Genomic DNA, 16,026 nt, shown 5'->3' with positions numbered 1-16,026 from the left:
CCAAACTATTTAGAATAGTATTCTACGATGAGCTGCTCGTTGACAGGGTAGGACATTTCCGCTCTGTCGGGCCATCTTAAAAGTTTGCCGGTCATCTTCTCCGCATCGTATTCCAAGAAGCTCGGGCGCTGGTTGCGCTTTTCGGCATCCGTCAAGGCTTTCTTTACTTCCACGTTTTCGGCCAAGGCGGCGTTCAAGGTTACTTTGTCGCCCAAGCGCAACTGGTAAGAAGGCACGTTTACGGCTTTGCCGTTTACGGTTACATATCCGTGCAATACCAACTGGCGCGCGGCTTTAAGCGAAATGGCAAAACCCAAGCGGCGGACGGTGTTGTCCAAGCGGGTTTCCAATTTGCGCAAGAAATTTTCACCGGTCTGGCCTTCGGCCTTGGCGGCGGCGTCAAACAAATTGCGGAACGGAATTTCAGACATACCAGATTGAAGTCTGGCTTTCTGTTTTTCCTGCAAGCGAATACCGTATTCGGACACTTTGGCTTTTCTAACTTTGCCGCCGCGTTTGGTTACGGCAGCCAACTTGTCAATGACGCAGTTGGTGTAGCATTTGCTCCCTTTCAAGAAAAGTTTGCAATCTAATTTTCTGCACTTTTTGCAGCTGGGTCCTGTATATCTAGACATAAATCTTATACTCTCCTGGCTTTGGGCGGTCTGCATCCGTTGTGGGGGATGGGGGTGATGTCTTTAATGGAAGACACGGTTAAACCGGCTTGCTGCACGGCGCGCACGGCAGTTTCTCTGCCCTGGCCCGGACCGCAAACTTTTACGGCTACTTCGCGCATACCCATAGCAACGGCTTTTTCAGCAGCCTTGTTGCTGGTGATTTGCGCGGCAAACGGAGTGCTCTTCTTGGTGCCTTTAAAGCCGTGGGAACCGGCGGTGGACCAAGCAATCGTGTTGCCCTTGTCGTCCGAAACAGTTACAATCGTATTGTTGAACGAGCAGTAAATATGCACCACGCCGAATACCGGCGCTTTGGCGTTTTTCTTCTTTCCTTTCGCCGCCGGCGCTTGCGCGGCCGGGGCCGTTGTTACTTTTTCTTCTGCCATATGTTTAAATTCCTAATATTAAAAGTTATTTGGTTTTAGCACCCACGGTTTTTCTTCTGCCGCGGCGGGTTCTGCTGTTGGTTTTGGTGCGCTGACCGCGGACCGGCAGGTTGCGGCGGTGGCGCTGGCCACGATAGGAACCGATTTCAATGGCGCGGTGAATATTTTGCGCCACTTCGCGGCGGAGTTCGCCTTCCACTTTGTATTCCTTCTGCAAAATGGTGTTGAGCAAACCGGCCTGCTGTTCGGTCAAGTCTTTCACGCGGGTGGCGGGATCAATCTGGCCGTTCAATTTGGCAAGCACGTCTTTGGCGTTTTTCTTGCCGATGCCGTAAATGTATTCCAGGGCGACGTCAATTCTTTTATTTTTAGGTAAATCAATACCTGCGACTCTAGCCATATTCTTCTAAAACTCCTTAAATTAACCTTGGCGTTGTTTGTGCTTCGCGACTTCGCAAACCACACGGACTACGCCGTTGCGCTTAATGATTTTGCATTTCTGACATATCTTTTTTACACTGGCTCTGACTTTCATTTATTTCTCCCTATAAGTTATTCTGCCGCGGGTCAAATCGTAAGGAGACAATTCCAGTCTGACCTTGTCGCCCGGTAGAATTCTTATATGATGAACTCTCATTTTGCCGGATATATGTCCCAGAATAATTTTGCCGCCCGGTATTTCAATTTTAAACATCGCATTGGGCAGCGATTCCAAGACTTTACCTTCAATTTCTATCTTATCGCTCATACGACTCCGAGTTCGGATAAATTTAGAACAAACATCCGCCGCGCCCTTTTGAACCGTCCAAAAAGCGCCAGCGTGAGATTATTCAAAGGCCGTGAAAATTTCACTGCCGTTAGCCGTAACGGCCACCGTGTGTTCAAAGTGGGCGGCATACTTACCGTCCGCCGTAACAACGGTCCAACCGTCATCCAACTCCCTGACTCTATAAGTTCCCGCAGTAAGCATAGGCTCTATTGCCAGGACCATACCCTTTTCCAAGAGCGGCCCCGTGCCCGGTCTGCCGAAGTTCGGGATACTGGGCTCTTCGTGCATATTGCGGCCAATACCGTGCCCGCAGTAATCACGCACGACGCCTACGCCGTTTTGCCTGGCAAAAGTTTCCACCGCGTGCTCCACGTCGCCAAGACGCTTGCCGGGTTTGACTTGCCCGATTGCCTTATATAAAGACTTTTTGGTAACGTCCATCAGTCTTTGGGCTTCGTCAGAAACTTCTCCCACGCCGAGGGTGATTGCGGCATCAGAACAGAAGCCGTCAAGGCGGGCCCCTGTATCTATACTGATAATATCACCACTCTTTAATATTCTATCTTTTTTTGGGATTCCGTGCACGACTTCTTCATTTACGGAAGCGCAAATGGTGCCCGGAAAGCCATAATAACCGAGAAAGAGCGGCGTCGCCCCGAAGGAGCGGATCGTCTTTTCGGCCGCGGCGTCCAATTCCAGCGTGGAGATACCCGGTTTCACGAGTTCGGTCATCAGTTTGAGGACCGCCGCCGTTACTTTACCGGCTTCACGCATCTTTTGGAGTTCGCTATCGTTTTTTACTTCAATCATTTTGCCTTCTTGATGACATTTACAATGTCTTCAAAAACTTTTTCGGGGGTTTGGTTACCCTTGATTTCTACGTATTTACCGCTGTTCAAATAATAATTCTTTACCGGCAAGGTATCGTTGTGATACACTTCCAAGCGGCGTTTAACGTGTTCGGCGGTATCGTCTGCACGGGTGTATAATTCACCACCGCAAGCCGGGCATTTGGTAAGCGGGGCTTCCGGATTGACGTGCAAAATGGCACCGCATTTTTTGCATTGGCGGCGGGAGGTAATGCGGCTGACGACTTCGCTTTCCGGCAAGTCAATCATAATTACTTCCGTAATTTCACGCCCGAGGCGTTTCATCATTGCATCCAACGCTTCGGCCTGCGCCACCGTGCGCGGAAAACCGTCAAAAATAATACCTTTATCGGTAGATTTGACGATATTTTCCAACATAGAAATCATCAGTTCGTCCGGCACCAAATTTCCGTTTTCAATAATACCGGAAATCTTTTTACCGAGTTCGGAACCGGAAGCAATTTCCGCACGCAGAACATCCCCGGTGGAAATGTGCTTTAACTGAAATTCATCTTGCAACTTGGCCGACTGCGTGCCTTTACCGGCACCCGGGCAGCCCATTAAAACAATATTCACGTTAAAATCCTTCCTGTCTTTCAAACTACTTTGCGTTTCGCCCCTATGGAGCCAAACACAAAATAATTTGCGAAAAATACAAACCAAGCAACTAATACTAATTTTTTAAGATTTTGAGGAAACTCAAAACTTAATGAGTAATTTTGGATTTTTGAGGGGATTTCTAGGCGCACCTTCTTGAAGCATACTATACCTGCTATGCGAAAGAAGGGGCAACACCGAAATCCCCCAAAAATACGAAATTACTGGACGTTGAACCAGCGGCCTTTAATCCTCTTGCTGCCCTTCATTAACGGCTCGTAATTGCGGGCCAAGAGATGGGCTTGGATTTGACCGACGGTATCCAACGCGACGCCAACGACGATGAGCAAAGCCGTACCGCCGAAGTAAAAGTCCACGTTAAATTCCGCCCGGAAGAAATCCGGCAAGACGGCCACCAAACATACAAAAATGGCACCGCAGAACGTCAAGCGGTTCATTACCCACTCAATGTAGTTTTTGGTCGGTTCCCCGGGGCGAATACCCGGGATAAAGCCACCCCATTTCTTCATATTATCTGCCAAGTCGGACGGGTTAATCGTCATAGAATTGTAGAAATAGCAGAAGAAAATAATGAGCGCGGAGAAAATTAACATATACCAACCGTTGCTGCGGTTCATCGCTTCCAACAGTTTCTGCGCCCACGGGGCTTCCTGGTTAAAACTGGCAATCGTCAGCGGCAAGGAAATAACAGAGGACGCAAAGATTACAGCAATCACGCCGCTCTGGTCAATTTTAAGCGGCAGATAACTGGTCTGGCCGCCATAGGTTTTATTCCCCACCTGGCGTTTGGCGTACTGAACCGGGATTTGGCGTTGGGCCGTTTCCAGCCATACCACTAACGCGGTAATTACAATCGCCGCACCAAAGATTACCAAGGCCATAAAGAAGTCCATTTCGTCCGTTTTCACGCGGTTGACGACTTCCATAATGGCGCTGGGCAAGCGGTCCACGATGCCGGCAAAAATGATGAGCGAAATACCGTTGCCCACCCCTTTTTCCGTAATCTGTTCGCCTAACCACATAACAAACATCGTACCGGCCGCGAGGGTCAGCACGGTGGTTACAAAAAACATAAACGACGGATTGACTACCGCCGATACGCCGCCTGCGCCTTCCACTTTCGTGATGGCGAAGGTCATCATAGCGCCTTGCAAAACGGCCAGGAACAGTGCAAAAATACGGGTAATCTGGTTTTCTTTTCTTCTGCCGGATTCGCCCTCTTTATGCATTCTGTCCAACGCGGGGAAAATGTGCGCCCCGCGAACAAGCCCCATAATAATGGACGCGTTGATGTACGGCATAATACCCAAGGCCAAAATGGAGAATTTACCCAACGCACCGCCCGAGAAGATATTCATAAAACCTAAAATACCGTTCTGGTGGGCAGCAAAGAGTTGTTTCAAAACATCCGCATTGATACCGGGTATTGGGATTGCGGCCGCAATCCGGAAAACAGCCAACGCCCCGATCAAGAAGAGGAGTCTCTTCTTGAGTTCGGGGGCGTTAAAGATATTTGCAACTGTGTTGTTAGCCATTATTTGGTCTTCTGTTCAAGCACGGTTACGGTGCCGCCGGCTTTTTCAATCGCCGCTTTGGCGGTGGCAGAAAAACCGTGAGCAGACACTTTCAAGGCCTTGGTCAAAGCACCGTTAGCCAACACTTTGACACGGGTAACATCGTGGATGATGCCCGCTTTCTTCAAGGCTTCGGGGGTTACTTCCGCACCGGCCGCAAACGTTTTTTCCAAAGAGCCAAGGTTTACATAATCGTAACGTCTGGCAAAGTCTTTATTGGAAAAACCGCTTTTCGGCGTGTGGCGGATAAGCGGCATCTGACCGCCTTCTTTGCTTTCCTTGCGGCTGTTACCGGAGCGGGAAGTCTGCCCTTTCATACCTTTGGTGCAGTAGTTGCCCAAACCAGAGCCCGGGCCAATGCCCAAGCGTCTTTTGGCTTTTCTAGACCCATGTTTAGGGAAAAGTTTATTTAAAGTTACCATTTTATTCTCTCCACAAAACTATTCGGCCTTGGCTGCTTCAACGGGCGCTTCGGCTTTCGGGGCTTCGGCGGCGGCTTTTTCAGCCTTGCCGCGGATAACGTTCACAGCTTCTTTGCTTTTGAGTTGTTTGAACGCTTCCATAGTGGCATACACGAGGTTGCAAGGATTGCAACTGCCCAAACTCTTGGCGAGCACGTCTTTGATACCGGCGGCTTCAAACAAGAGGCGCACACCGCTGCCGGCGATTACACCGGTACCGGGGGCCGCGGGTTTCATCCACACGGAAGAAGCACCGAACTTGCCGATGGTTTCGTGCGGAATCGTTTCGCCCACGATCGGGAACGTAATCATATGTTTTCTCGCGTGAGATTCAGCCTTGGCGATAGCCAACTGAACCTGATTTGCCTTGCCAATAGCAACGCCCACTTTGCCCATACCGTTACCGACTACGACCAACGCGCGGAAACCAAAGCGTTTACCGCCCTTTACTACCTTGGCCGTTCTGGCTACGTGGATGACCGTCGTTTTGCCTTCGGCGAGCGGTCTTGCTTTTTGAAACTCGGCTCTTTTGCCTTTCGCTTCTTTTCTGTTATCGCTTTTAACTAGCGTTTCATTGGACATTAAATTCACCTGTCTTAGAATTTCAATCCTGCTTCTCTGGCGGAATCAGCAAGCGCTTTAATTCTGCCGTGGTACACGCGTCCGCCGCGGTCAAACATTACTTCGCTGATACCTTTTTCAAGCGCTTTCTTGGCAATAGCAGCGCCCAAGGCCTTGGCGGCTTCAATACTCTTGGCGGAGGTGTCAAACTTGCCTTCAAATTCTTTGGACAACGTCGTGGCAGACACTAACGTGCTGTGGGTGTTGTCGTCAATAATTTGGGCATAGATGTATTTCAAGCTTCTGTACACCGAAAGGCGCGGGCGGTGCGCACCGTTTTTCAACAGGTGGCCGCGGCTGCGGTCCTTTCTGAATTGATATCTTTCTTGCTTAGTAGCCATAATTATTTACCTCCCGCCGCAGTCTTACCGGCTTTGCGGGCAATGTGTTCGCCCTGGTATTTAATACCGCTGCCTTTGTAGGGTTCCGGAGGTCTGATTCTTCTGATTTTGGCCGCGAAATCGCCCACTTTGAACTTATCGCTGCCTTTAATCGTTACCGCGCCGGATTTCGGATCCACCACGACCGTAAGGCCAGCGGGGATATCCAAATTGACGGGGTGAGAGAAACCCAATTCCAAATTGAGTTTTTGTCCGGCCACGTTCGCACGGTAACCCAAACCGTTGATTTCCAAGGTTTTGGAGAAACCGTTCGTAACCCCTTCAATAATATTGAAGACGTTCGCGCGGGTGGTGCCGTGGATAGCGTTAAGTTCTTTCACACGGTTTTCCGGGATGGAGAAGGTCAACACGGCCCCGTCCAATTTCGGGGTTACGCCTTCCGGCACGGTGTAGGACAAGGTGCCCAAAGCGCCGGTGGCAGTGATGATGTTCTCTTTAATTTCCACTTTGGTTTTAGCGGGAATATTGATAATTTTTTTACCGATTCTGCTCATATTCCCCCCTTACCAGACCTGGCACAAAAGTTCACCGCCGATTTTGGCGGCTTTGGCTTGCGCGTCGGTCATTAAGCCTTTGGAAGTGGAAAGAATAGAAATACCAAAAGCGCCGCGAACTTTCGGAATATTGTTGTAAGCGCTATATACGCGGGAACCCGGTTTGGACACTCTTTTGAGGCCCTGGATTACGCATTCGTTTTCCGGCGTGTATTTCAAAAATACTCTTACCACGCCGCCCTTGGTTTCGTTGTGGACGGCTTTGAAATTGGCGATGTATCCTTCTTCTTTGAGGATGCGCGCAATTTCGGTTTTGATTTTAGAAAAAGGGATATCCACTTTTTCTTTTTTCTTCATATTGGCGTTTCTTATTCTGGTTAAGAAATCTGCGATTGGATCCATATTCTAGGTTATCGTCCCAAGCCACTTTCCTGTTGCGGAGTTGGCCCGAAAGCGATACCTCCTCCTGTAAATTACCAGCTCGATTTTCTAAGACCCGGGATTAAACCCTGGTGTGCCATCTTTCTCAGGCAGATACGGCAGAGACCGAAGTCGCGGTAGTAACCTCTTGCGCGGCCACAGATTTGGCATCTGTTGTGATAGCGCACGGCGAACTTTTGGTCCTTAGCCATTTTTGCAACCCATGCTTTAGTAGCCATAAAGTTTTAGTCCTCTTATTTAGTAGCCGATTTGCGGAAGGGCATACCCATATAATCCATGAGCAGGCGACCGCCTTTATCGTTGCCGGCCGTGGTAACGAACGTAATGTTCATACCGTGGGCTTTGGGTGATTTTTCCACATCAATTTCCGGGAAAATATAATGTTCTTTAATACCCAGGTTCAAGTTGCCTTTACCGTCAAAACTCGGGTTGAAACCCTGGAAGTCGCGGATACGGGGGCAGGCGATCATAATGAAGCGTTCCATAAATTCATACATTCTCGCACCGCGCAGCGTTACGCGCACGCCGATAGGCATACCTTCTCTAAGCTTGAAGTTAGAGATGGATTTTTTGGCGCGTCTTACTTGGGCAGCCTGACCAGCGATGGCGGTCAAATCTTCTTTGGCCACTTCCAACGCTTTAATGTCTTCACGGGCATCTTTTACACCGATGTTGATCACGATTTTCGTGAGTTTCGGCGCAGCCATCGGGCTCTTTACACCCATATCTTTGAGCAAGGCCGGAAGCACTTTTTCTTTATAAAGGGCCTGCAAGCGAGGAGTATATCCCTCGGGCGCCTTCGTTACGTTTTTCGTTTCTTTCTTAGTCATTTTCTCTTACCTGGATTAAATGATCGGCTCGTTGCATTTGCGGCAAACGCGTACTTTTTTACCGTCGGCCGAAACTTGCACTTTGGGCGTCATCGCCTTTTTGCATTTACCGCAGATGACCGCTACGTTAGAAGCATCCAACGCCGCTTCCATCTGAATGATGCCGCCTTGCTTATTTTGAGTAGGCTTCGTGTGTTTGGAAATCATATTCACGCCGGCAACTACTACTTTGTTTTTGCCCGGGTTGACGGATTTCACTTCGCCTTTCTTGCCTTTGTCCTTGCCGGCCAAAACCAGCACGGTATCTTTCTTCTTGATAATCATACTCTATACCACCTCAGGAGCCAGGGAAATGATTTTCAAAAAGTTCTTTTCTCTGAGTTCTCTGGCAATGGGCCCGAACACACGGGTGCCTTTGGGTTCGCCGTTATCGTTGATGATGCAAACAGCGTTGTCATCAAAACGAATATAGGAACCGTCTTTTCTTCTTTTTTCGCGGGCCACGCGAACGACTACCGCGCGGACTACGTCGCCTTTTTTAATGGCGGAGGTAGGGATCGCATCTCTGACGGAGCACATCACGACATCTCCCAAAGTTGCGATATCCCGGTGGTGGCCGCCGCGCACTTTAAAGCATTGCACTTTACGCGCGCCGGAATTGTCGGCCACATTGACTATGCTTCTTAATTGAATCATACTTTAATAACTCCGTAGTTTTTAAAAACTAAGCTCTGGCTTTTTCCACAATCTTGGAAACACGCCATTTCGTCGTTTTGGAAACGGGACGGGTGCTCATAATTTCCACTTTGTCGCCGATTTTGCTTTCGTTGGCCTCATCGTGCGCGTGGAATTTGGCCGCTCTTTTGAGCGTTTTGCCATAGCGGTCGTCGTGAACCAGGCGTTCTACCGCAACGGTGCGGGTTTTGTCCATTTTGTCGGACACAACCACGCCGGTGAGGACCTTTCTTTTAGCACGGGTTTCTTGATTTTCCATTTTTAAAACCTCTATTTTTGCTCTTTCTTCTGGTTGATCAGCGTTTGCAAAAGAGCAATTTCGCGTCTGACCGCTCTGATTTCCATCGGGTTAGCGATGGGAGTGGTGCTGTGTTTGAAAAGAAGGTTGAACTTCTTTTCTTGGGCTTTGCCGAGCGCTTCGTTCAGTTCGGCCAACGTTTTCTTTTTCAAAGCTTCTTTTTCGTTCGTTTTCATAAACTACCTTCTGCTTACCAGTTTCGTCTTAATCGGCAGTTTGTCGGAAGCCAAACGCATCGCTTTTTTGGTATCTTCCACGGAAGCGCCTTCCAATTCAAACAAAATTCTGCCGGGCTTCACCACAGCGGCCCAGTATTCGGGCGCGCCTTTACCTTTACCCATACGGGTTTCGGCGGGGTGTTTCGTAATGGCTTTGTCCGGGAAAATGCGAATCCACAATTTGCCTTTTTTCTTGATGAAGCGGGACAAGGTAATACGGGCAGCTTCAATCTGCCGGGCGGTAATCCATTTGGGTTCCAACGCTTTCAACCCAAATTCGCCGAACACCACTTCCGTACCGCGCTTGGCATTACCTTTAATGCGCGGCGCGCTGAAGGGCTTGCGATATTTAACTCTTTTAGGCATTAACATAAGTCAAAGTCCTCTATTTGGTTTCCACGGCCGGGGCGGCAACTTCCGTCGCGCCTTCGGTGGAACCGCTTTCCATGTCGCGATGTTTCTTGAGTTCGTTCATAATCTCTTTCGGAGATTTGGCGAAGTGGGTTCTCTTGAAAATCCAGACTTTAATGCCGATTTTACCGCTGATGGTGTTGGCTTCGGTGAAACCGTAGTCAATATCGGCGCACAAGGTGTGCAGCGGAACGCGGCCTTCGCGTTTCCACTCGGTGCGGGCGATTTCCGCGCCGCCGAGTCTGCCGGACACCATAATTTTAATACCGAGCGCTTTGCCGGACAAGGCCTTTTCAATCGCTTTCTTCATAGCGGCGCCGTAGTGAGCGCGCTTTTCAAGTTGCATAGCGATGTTCTGGGCTACCAGTTGGGCGTCCGTTTCCGGATTTTTGATTTCAATCACGTTGACGAAAGTTTTGCTGCCGGTAAGGGCTTCCAATTCTTTTCTCAACGCTTCAATATCGGCGCCTTTTTTGCCGATTACCACACCCGGGCGGGCGGTGTGAACATTCACACGCAAGAACGCACCGGCTCTTTCAATGCCGACGTAACTGACAGCCGCCATTTTGAATTTGTCGTCAATGATTTTGCGGATATCAAAGTCTTCTTTAATAAGCGCCGGCATATTCTTGGGGGCGAACCATCTGGAACGCCAATCCTGAATATAACCTAATCTAATTGACCGGGGATGAATCTTGTGTCCCATAAATTAGCGACCTCCCTTTTTTTCGTCGGTAACAATGACAGTCAAATGACACATACTTTTCTTATAGGGCATAGCGCGACCTTGCGGGCCGGGCTGTACTCTTTTCAAGTGGCCGCTGGGGCCGAGGTTAGCAAACGCTTCTTTAATGAAGACTTTGCTGAAATCCAGTTTTTTGCCGGCTTTCACTTCCAGGTTAGCGGCGGCGCTGTGTAAAGTTTTGGCCACCAAATCCGAGGTGCGTTTGGCTACGAAAGGAAGAACTTCCTCCGCCGCCTTGACGTTTTTACCGCGGATTTGATCCAGCACCAAGTTTACCTTGCGGCTGCCGAAACGTTGAAATTTAGCTTTTGCACAAGCTTCCATATCAAATCCTCAACTCTTATTTCAGGGCGGTGGAATCTTTCGTCATACCACCGTGACCTTTGAACAAACGAGTGAAAGAAAATTCACCGAGTTTGTATCCTACCATTCTTTCGGAAACGTAAATGGGAAGAAATTTTCTGCCATTGTGCACCAGAAACGTGTGTCCCACGAATTCCGGCACGATGGTGCAGGCTCTTGCCCACGTCTTGATAGGTTTCTTTTCGTTGGAGGCGTTCATCGCCTGAACTTTTTCCAACAGGTTTAAATCCACGAACGGACCTTTTTTAGTTGATCTTCCCATAATTACTTAACCTTGTTTTTTCTTCTGTCGCTGACAATCATCCAGCCGAACGCTTTTTTGGTGGAGCGAGTCTTCAGACCGCGAGTCTGCTGGTTCCACGGAGAGCGCGGAATATTTCCGCCTTTACCGTGCCCACGGCCGCCGCCCATCGGGTGGTCAACCGCGTTCATAGCGCTACCGCGTACGGTAGGTCTTTCGCCGCGATGTCTGTTTCTGCCGGCGTTGCCGATTACGACGTTGCCGTGGTCAATGTTGCCCACTTGGCCGATCGTCGCGCAGCAAGCGCTGGGAACCAAGCGAATTTCACCGGACGGCATTTTGATATGGGCGTAGTCCGCTTCTTTGGCCATAAGTTGGGCCTGGCTGCCCGCGCTGCGAGCCAACTGGGCGCCTTTGCCAACTTTCAATTCAATCGCGTGGATAAAAGTACCTTCGGGAATATTTTTAAGAGCAAGGCAGTTACCCACTTTAATATCAGCGGCCGGGCCGGACATCAACACATCGCCCACCTGTACGCCGAGCGGATGGAGAATATATCTCTTTTCGCCGTCAGCGTAATTTAAAAGACAAATACGGGCGCTTCTGTTCGGATCGTATTCAATGGATACGACTTTGGCCGGAATACCGTATTTTTCTCTTCTAAAATCAATTTGTCTGTAAGCACGTCTGTGGCCACCACCAATGTGGCGAACCATAATCATACCGGTGTTGTTTCTGCCGCCGGTTTTGCGCAGACCTTTGGTTAAACTCTTCTCCGGAGTGGTCTTGGTGATATCGGAATAATCCGAAACCGTAATCGTTCTGCGGGAAGGGGTGTAAGGTCTAAATGACTTAATAGGCATAGTTAGTAGTTTCTCCTTTCGCTACTTTGAAGCGGCTTCCACCACTTCAATTTTATCGCCTTCTTTCAAGGTAACAAAGGCCTTTTTGTAATCAGGTCTTTTGCCTTCAAAGCGACCCATACGGTGGGTTTTGCCCGTTACGTTAATGGTGTTGATTTTGGTAACGGTTACATTAAAGATTTTTTCCACCGCGGTTTTGATTTCGCCCTTGGACGCGGTTTTGGCCACTACGAAACCGTAGCGGTTATGCGTGTCTCTTTCAATAAGACTTTTTTCAGTCAAAAGGGGCTTTTTTAACGTTTCATACGTGCGGGACATTATTTCGTCTCCTTGGCGAAGGTATCGCACAGTTTTTCAACAGCGTCTTTGGTCAAAATGACTTTGGAACTGTTGAGCACCACGTAGGCGTTGATGTCCTGCGTCGGGATATGGGTTAAACCTTCCATATTGCGGCAGGCCAAAGCGGCATTTTCGTCGGCAAAGTTATCAAGCACCAACGGTTTGCGGCCAGCGGCTAACGTTTCCATTACAGCGGCAAAGGCTTTGGTTTTGGGTTCTTTGAAGGTCAAAGAGTCCAAGACCACCAAGTTGCCTTCGGCGAGTTTGGTGGAAAGAGCCATAGCCAAAGCGGTTCTGCGTTTGGCGGCCGGCAAATCCTGACGATAAGAGTGCGGGGTCGGACCAAAAGCGATACCACCGTGGCGGAACTGCACAGCGCGCAAACTGCCCTGACGGGCGCGGCCGGTGCCTTTCTGCTTCCACGGCTTCTTGCCGGTACCGGACACTTCGCTGCGGGTTTTCACATCAGCGGTGCCGCGTCTTTGGTTGGCCAAAAAGGCGGTGATGACTTCGTGCAGGAACGTAGGGTTGGCTTTGACGGCAAACAAACTATCCGGCAGAGCGCAGGTCCCTTTTTCTTTTCCTTTAATATCTAAAACTTTAGTTTCCATGGGTCAAAGTCCTTACTTCTTGTTGGCGGCTTTGGAGGCAGACACTTTATGCTGCACAGGCGCCACATAGTGTTTTTTGTATTTGGAAGTTTCCAAGACGGAGACGATAGAACCTCTCGCGCCCGGCACAGAGCCTTTAAGGAACAAGAGACCATTTTCATTATCCACTTTCACAACTTCAATCTTGGCGACGGTATGGGTGGTGGTACCATAGTGGCCAGCCATACGCTGACCGGAAAGCACTTTACCCAAAGAGCGGCGGGAGCCCAAGGAACCCGGAGCGCGGCATCTGTCAGACGCACCGTGGGAATCAGCCTGACCGGCGAAGCCGTGGCGTTTCATCGCACCGGCAAAACCGTGGCCTTTAATTTTCCCCTGGACGTCCACATAGTCGCCGGGTTTAAAAATCTTTTCAAGTGAAATGACTTGACCAATTTCAAAACCGTTCACGTCGGCCACACGGCATTCCTTCATATGTTTGACCGGCGCCACATTGGCTTTTTTGAAATAACCGAGTTCAGGTTTGTTAAGTTTGTTTTCTTTCACTTCGCCAAAACCCACGCAAACGGCGTTATAGCCGTCTTTATCCTGGGTTCTGACACGTACAACTTTGCACGGGCCCGCTTTTACAACGGACACACCGTGAAGGTTGCCTTTTTCATCAAAGAGTTGGGTCATACCCACTTTCTCGCCGATTACGAAACGAAACGTAGCCGGGGCTTCTTTGACAGTTTCTGCTTTGGCCGCTTCAGCAACGGGGGTTGCCTCTTGGGCACCAGCAGCGTTTTTGATTTCTTCAGTCATATTCTATCAGGTTTCCTGTTAGTTGCTTTTGATTGCCACGTCCACGCCGGCCGGCAAGTCTAATTTCATCAACTCGTCAACGGTCTTGGAGGTGGGACTTTTCAGATCAATGAGTCTTTTGTGAATACGCATTTCAAACTGTTCTCTGCTCTTTTTATCGGTATGGGGAGAGCGAAGCACGGTGTACTTCTTAATCCGAACCGGGAGAAGAACAGGACCCGCCACGATGGCGCCCGTTTTTTGTGCGGTTTCCACAATGCGAGAAACCGAGGCGTCCAACATACGGTGATCGTAAGAACGCAATTTAATGCGGATTCTTTCTTGGCTCAATACTTTCGCCTTTTTTTCTGTTTTTTCTACCATTTTTGGTTTTCCTTAAATGTTTTTTACAAAAAAATTATTCGGCAGAAACCCCTCCCCCGGGTCGCTTTCTCCGACGAGCCGGTGTGGAATTTCCTGCCTTTCGTCCAATTCAGTACATTTTATTATACCAAATTAGTGGGCTTTTGCGCTATACAAATACTCACGTTTTTCACCATTTCGTTTCTTTGCATAACGCCTAAAATTCGCTTATATATATTGTATAATATCCGTCTTGTATTGTAAAGGGTTTCTTCATCGGGCCCTACAATACAGCGCCCGGCCCCGTTTTGGGACCGGACCAAAAAACTTTTCCGCCTTAAAAAGCCACCGCTTTGGGCGCAATCAGTTTGCCCGTGCAAACATTATTTACGCAAGAGGTGGTAATGCGGGTATAGCAGGCTTCGCGCGTACAGCCGGCATTGGCGCAGGCGTTTTCAAACACCTTTTGAACCTTGGCGGACGCCGTTTTATTTACGGCTTCAAAACCCGCGCAGGGGCAGCAACCCTTTTGGACGGCTACGCAATCAGCATCCGTTTGGCAGGTTCTGTCCGCCGCGGCTACGGCTTTGGTTAATTTGGCCGGAGTGGCGTTAATCCCCGCCCCGGTAGAGGTGCAAGCGCCCAACGCGGCGGCGCAGGCTAATACGGTTAGAATCTTCTTCATTTATTTCTCCTTATTTGGCAAAATAGTCCTTCATCGGCTTGGGCGTACCCACGCAAGTCCCGTTTTGGCAGGACGTATTGATTTCCACATAGCACATTTGCAAGGTGCAAACGGCTTGTGCGCACTCTTTATTTAAGCGTTGGTTGAGCAATTTAGCGGCATCTTTATTTACGGCTTCGTTACCCGCGCAAGGGCAGCAACCCTTGCTGACAGAGGTGCAATCCTCATCCACGCGGCAAGACTTATCCGCCGATTGCAAGGCTTCGGCATATGTTTTGGCCTTTACGTTAATAGGCGAGGCCGCCTGTTCCGTAGCCGCACAACCCGCCACAAAAAACGCCACCCCCAACAACCACAACAATTTAATATTCATTTTAGACTCCTTATATAGTGATTATTTATATTATACCAAACTGGGAGAATACGTCTAAATTTGTTATACTTAAAGTGTTGTAAAAATAAAAATTTATCTGTTTTTGGAACCGTGTGCGGAACACGGCGGCATTACTAGCGTAATCCAGAGCAAGTCCAAAAACAGCCGATTAGAGGCGCAAGAGAAAGGGCCTTATAACCCCTTTTTCTTGTGCCAAATGTTTGCCGCCTTTTTGGCGGCAGACTACGGCTGTTTATACTTGCGGCACTTGCTCTGGCGCAAGATAGGCAGCCGTTTTTCTTTGGGTTCCAGAAACAACAGGAGCCCGTATGATAACACAAAAGCAATTCTCCCCCCGCTCGGGGTTCACCCTTATAGAACTGTTGGTAGTTGTGCTGATTATTGGCATTTTATCGGCCGTAGCCTTGCCACAATACACCAAAGCCGTGGAAAAGGCCCGTATGACGGAAGCGTTTAGCAACATTAAAACAATGCAGGACAATATAGACTTATATTTGCTTGAAAATGGTGGTTTTCCTACTAATATGCCCTATAAAGACATCCCTGCTAACACGGAATTAAGTGGCGGACAATTTGACGAAAATTCATACGATACAAAAAATTTTAGTTATAGAGGATCCTGCTGGCAAATTGCGTGTGATATACAGGCAGACCGATTATCCGATAATTTCTTTTATACTCTCTATGTTACTAGGGACAATGACGGCTGGACGAAATCTTGTTTTACTCAGTTGGAGGACGGCGGGCGACAAATTTGCAAATCTTTAAGCGGGCAAGGGTGGACTTATAGAGACGGAGAAATTTAATCAGCTATAATAACTATCCCCCGGCGTAGC

At 49.0% G+C, this 16,026-nt stretch carries 31 protein-coding genes; 1 reads left to right on the top strand and 30 read right to left on the bottom strand.

The genetic code is table 11. The features are described from left to right. Positions 1-5: 5 nt before the first annotated feature. The 30 genes from rpsD to B2118_RS01960 form a co-directional block, all read right to left on the bottom strand. Positions 6-635 (bottom strand): 30S ribosomal protein S4, encoded by a 630-nt coding sequence (rpsD, locus tag B2118_RS02105; RefSeq protein ID WP_428052905.1) that lies wholly within the window; start codon positions 633-635, stop codon positions 6-8. A gap of 5 nt (positions 636-640) precedes the next feature. Continuing rightward, entirely contained in the window at positions 641-1,063 is a 423-nt protein-coding gene (gene rpsK, locus B2118_RS02100) for a 30S ribosomal protein S11 (protein ID WP_177746071.1), read from the bottom strand. Between the two features lie 25 nt (positions 1,064-1,088). After that, positions 1,089-1,463 carry a 30S ribosomal protein S13 gene (gene rpsM / locus B2118_RS02095; protein WP_177746068.1) on the bottom strand — a complete coding sequence of 125 codons (375 nt, stop codon included), beginning with the start codon at positions 1,461-1,463 and terminating at the stop codon, positions 1,089-1,091. Between the two features lie 21 nt (positions 1,464-1,484). Beyond that, a complete protein-coding gene (rpmJ, locus tag B2118_RS02090) occupies positions 1,485-1,598 on the bottom strand; it encodes a 50S ribosomal protein L36 (RefSeq protein WP_177746066.1) in 114 nt (37 codons plus the stop codon). Beyond that, positions 1,599-1,811, bottom strand: coding sequence for a translation initiation factor IF-1 (gene infA / locus B2118_RS02085; RefSeq protein ID WP_177746064.1), 213 nt, complete (start codon positions 1,809-1,811; stop codon positions 1,599-1,601). A 78-nt stretch (positions 1,812-1,889) separates the two neighbouring features. Beyond that, on the bottom strand, positions 1,890-2,642 hold the full coding sequence (gene map, locus B2118_RS02080) for a type I methionyl aminopeptidase (RefSeq protein ID WP_428052903.1): 753 nt from the start codon (positions 2,640-2,642) through the stop codon (positions 1,890-1,892). Beyond that, positions 2,639-3,301: an adenylate kinase gene (locus B2118_RS02075; RefSeq protein ID WP_428052901.1), complete on the bottom strand. Its 663-nt coding sequence runs from the start codon at positions 3,299-3,301 to the stop codon at positions 2,639-2,641. The genes map and B2118_RS02075 overlap by 4 nt, the downstream gene beginning before the upstream one ends. A gap of 218 nt (positions 3,302-3,519) precedes the next feature. Next, positions 3,520-4,854: a preprotein translocase subunit SecY gene (gene secY, locus B2118_RS02070; RefSeq protein ID WP_428052899.1), complete on the bottom strand. Its 1,335-nt coding sequence runs from the start codon at positions 4,852-4,854 to the stop codon at positions 3,520-3,522. Beyond that, complete coding sequence (gene rplO / locus B2118_RS02065) at positions 4,854-5,315, bottom strand: 50S ribosomal protein L15 (protein ID WP_428052897.1); 462 nt, start codon at positions 5,313-5,315, stop codon at positions 4,854-4,856. Before rplO ends, secY begins: the two co-directional genes overlap by 1 nt. A gap of 18 nt (positions 5,316-5,333) precedes the next feature. Continuing rightward, entirely contained in the window at positions 5,334-5,936 is a 603-nt protein-coding gene (gene rpsE, locus B2118_RS02060; protein WP_428052895.1) for a 30S ribosomal protein S5, read from the bottom strand. A 14-nt stretch (positions 5,937-5,950) separates the two neighbouring features. Continuing rightward, a complete protein-coding gene (gene rplR, locus B2118_RS02055) occupies positions 5,951-6,316 on the bottom strand; it encodes a 50S ribosomal protein L18 (RefSeq protein ID WP_177746050.1) in 366 nt (121 codons plus the stop codon). Positions 6,317-6,318: 2 nt separating this feature from the next. Continuing rightward, positions 6,319-6,870 (bottom strand): 50S ribosomal protein L6, encoded by a 552-nt coding sequence (gene rplF / locus B2118_RS02050; protein ID WP_428052893.1) that lies wholly within the window; start codon positions 6,868-6,870, stop codon positions 6,319-6,321. A 9-nt stretch (positions 6,871-6,879) separates the two neighbouring features. Then, positions 6,880-7,272 carry a 30S ribosomal protein S8 gene (rpsH, locus tag B2118_RS02045; RefSeq protein ID WP_177746046.1) on the bottom strand — a complete coding sequence of 131 codons (393 nt, stop codon included), beginning with the start codon at positions 7,270-7,272 and terminating at the stop codon, positions 6,880-6,882. A gap of 71 nt (positions 7,273-7,343) precedes the next feature. After that, positions 7,344-7,529, bottom strand: coding sequence for a type Z 30S ribosomal protein S14 (locus B2118_RS02040; RefSeq protein WP_087289315.1), 186 nt, complete (start codon positions 7,527-7,529; stop codon positions 7,344-7,346). A 15-nt stretch (positions 7,530-7,544) separates the two neighbouring features. Next, positions 7,545-8,141 (bottom strand): 50S ribosomal protein L5, encoded by a 597-nt coding sequence (rplE, locus tag B2118_RS02035; protein WP_428052891.1) that lies wholly within the window; start codon positions 8,139-8,141, stop codon positions 7,545-7,547. Positions 8,142-8,156: 15 nt separating this feature from the next. Further along, positions 8,157-8,465: a 50S ribosomal protein L24 gene (gene rplX, locus B2118_RS02030; RefSeq protein ID WP_177746042.1), complete on the bottom strand. Its 309-nt coding sequence runs from the start codon at positions 8,463-8,465 to the stop codon at positions 8,157-8,159. Between the two features lie 3 nt (positions 8,466-8,468). Beyond that, positions 8,469-8,837: a 50S ribosomal protein L14 gene (gene rplN, locus B2118_RS02025; protein ID WP_087289320.1), complete on the bottom strand. Its 369-nt coding sequence runs from the start codon at positions 8,835-8,837 to the stop codon at positions 8,469-8,471. A 28-nt stretch (positions 8,838-8,865) separates the two neighbouring features. After that, positions 8,866-9,135 carry a 30S ribosomal protein S17 gene (rpsQ, locus tag B2118_RS02020; protein WP_428052889.1) on the bottom strand — a complete coding sequence of 90 codons (270 nt, stop codon included), beginning with the start codon at positions 9,133-9,135 and terminating at the stop codon, positions 8,866-8,868. Between the two features lie 11 nt (positions 9,136-9,146). Further along, positions 9,147-9,350 carry a 50S ribosomal protein L29 gene (rpmC, locus tag B2118_RS02015; RefSeq protein ID WP_428052888.1) on the bottom strand — a complete coding sequence of 68 codons (204 nt, stop codon included), beginning with the start codon at positions 9,348-9,350 and terminating at the stop codon, positions 9,147-9,149. Between the two features lie 3 nt (positions 9,351-9,353). Then, on the bottom strand, positions 9,354-9,764 hold the full coding sequence (gene rplP / locus B2118_RS02010; RefSeq protein WP_428052886.1) for a 50S ribosomal protein L16: 411 nt from the start codon (positions 9,762-9,764) through the stop codon (positions 9,354-9,356). Between the two features lie 13 nt (positions 9,765-9,777). Then, positions 9,778-10,509, bottom strand: coding sequence for a 30S ribosomal protein S3 (gene rpsC, locus B2118_RS02005; protein WP_177746035.1), 732 nt, complete (start codon positions 10,507-10,509; stop codon positions 9,778-9,780). Positions 10,510-10,512: 3 nt separating this feature from the next. Next, positions 10,513-10,872, bottom strand: a complete 360-nt coding sequence (gene rplV, locus B2118_RS02000; RefSeq protein ID WP_087289330.1) for a 50S ribosomal protein L22 — start codon at positions 10,870-10,872, stop codon at positions 10,513-10,515. Between the two features lie 16 nt (positions 10,873-10,888). Next, positions 10,889-11,173 (bottom strand): 30S ribosomal protein S19, encoded by a 285-nt coding sequence (gene rpsS, locus B2118_RS01995; RefSeq protein WP_177746033.1) that lies wholly within the window; start codon positions 11,171-11,173, stop codon positions 10,889-10,891. 2 nt (positions 11,174-11,175) lie between these two features. Then, positions 11,176-12,015, bottom strand: a complete 840-nt coding sequence (gene rplB, locus B2118_RS01990) for a 50S ribosomal protein L2 (RefSeq protein WP_428052884.1) — start codon at positions 12,013-12,015, stop codon at positions 11,176-11,178. Between the two features lie 21 nt (positions 12,016-12,036). Beyond that, positions 12,037-12,333, bottom strand: coding sequence for a 50S ribosomal protein L23 (locus B2118_RS01985; RefSeq protein WP_177746029.1), 297 nt, complete (start codon positions 12,331-12,333; stop codon positions 12,037-12,039). Then, on the bottom strand, positions 12,333-12,965 hold the full coding sequence (gene rplD / locus B2118_RS01980; RefSeq protein WP_177746027.1) for a 50S ribosomal protein L4: 633 nt from the start codon (positions 12,963-12,965) through the stop codon (positions 12,333-12,335). The genes B2118_RS01985 and rplD overlap by 1 nt, the downstream gene beginning before the upstream one ends. A gap of 12 nt (positions 12,966-12,977) precedes the next feature. Then, the gene (gene rplC, locus B2118_RS01975; RefSeq protein ID WP_428052882.1) at positions 12,978-13,769 is read right to left on the bottom strand and encodes a 50S ribosomal protein L3; all 792 of its coding nucleotides are present in this window, start codon (positions 13,767-13,769) and stop codon (positions 12,978-12,980) included. Between the two features lie 18 nt (positions 13,770-13,787). Further along, entirely contained in the window at positions 13,788-14,132 is a 345-nt protein-coding gene (gene rpsJ, locus B2118_RS01970; RefSeq protein ID WP_428037898.1) for a 30S ribosomal protein S10, read from the bottom strand. Positions 14,133-14,448: 316 nt separating this feature from the next. Then, the gene (locus B2118_RS01965; protein ID WP_428052880.1) at positions 14,449-14,796 is read right to left on the bottom strand and encodes a hypothetical protein; all 348 of its coding nucleotides are present in this window, start codon (positions 14,794-14,796) and stop codon (positions 14,449-14,451) included. A gap of 10 nt (positions 14,797-14,806) precedes the next feature. Next, on the bottom strand, positions 14,807-15,169 hold the full coding sequence (locus tag B2118_RS01960; RefSeq protein ID WP_428052878.1) for a hypothetical protein: 363 nt from the start codon (positions 15,167-15,169) through the stop codon (positions 14,807-14,809). 329 nt (positions 15,170-15,498) lie between these two features. On the opposite strand from B2118_RS01960, the gene B2118_RS01955 reads away from it, so the two are divergent. Next, positions 15,499-15,996, top strand: coding sequence for a type IV pilin protein (locus B2118_RS01955; RefSeq protein ID WP_428052876.1), 498 nt, complete (start codon positions 15,499-15,501; stop codon positions 15,994-15,996). Positions 15,997-16,026: the final 30 nt, after the last annotated feature.

The sequence above is a fragment of the Candidatus Avelusimicrobium stercoris genome, from assembly GCF_002437085.1.
Classification (GTDB): Bacteria; Elusimicrobiota; Elusimicrobia; order Elusimicrobiales; family Elusimicrobiaceae; genus Avelusimicrobium; species Avelusimicrobium stercoris.
The sequence above is the reverse complement of the archived record's forward strand: the minus strand, read 5'-3'. Positions and strand labels throughout refer to the sequence as shown.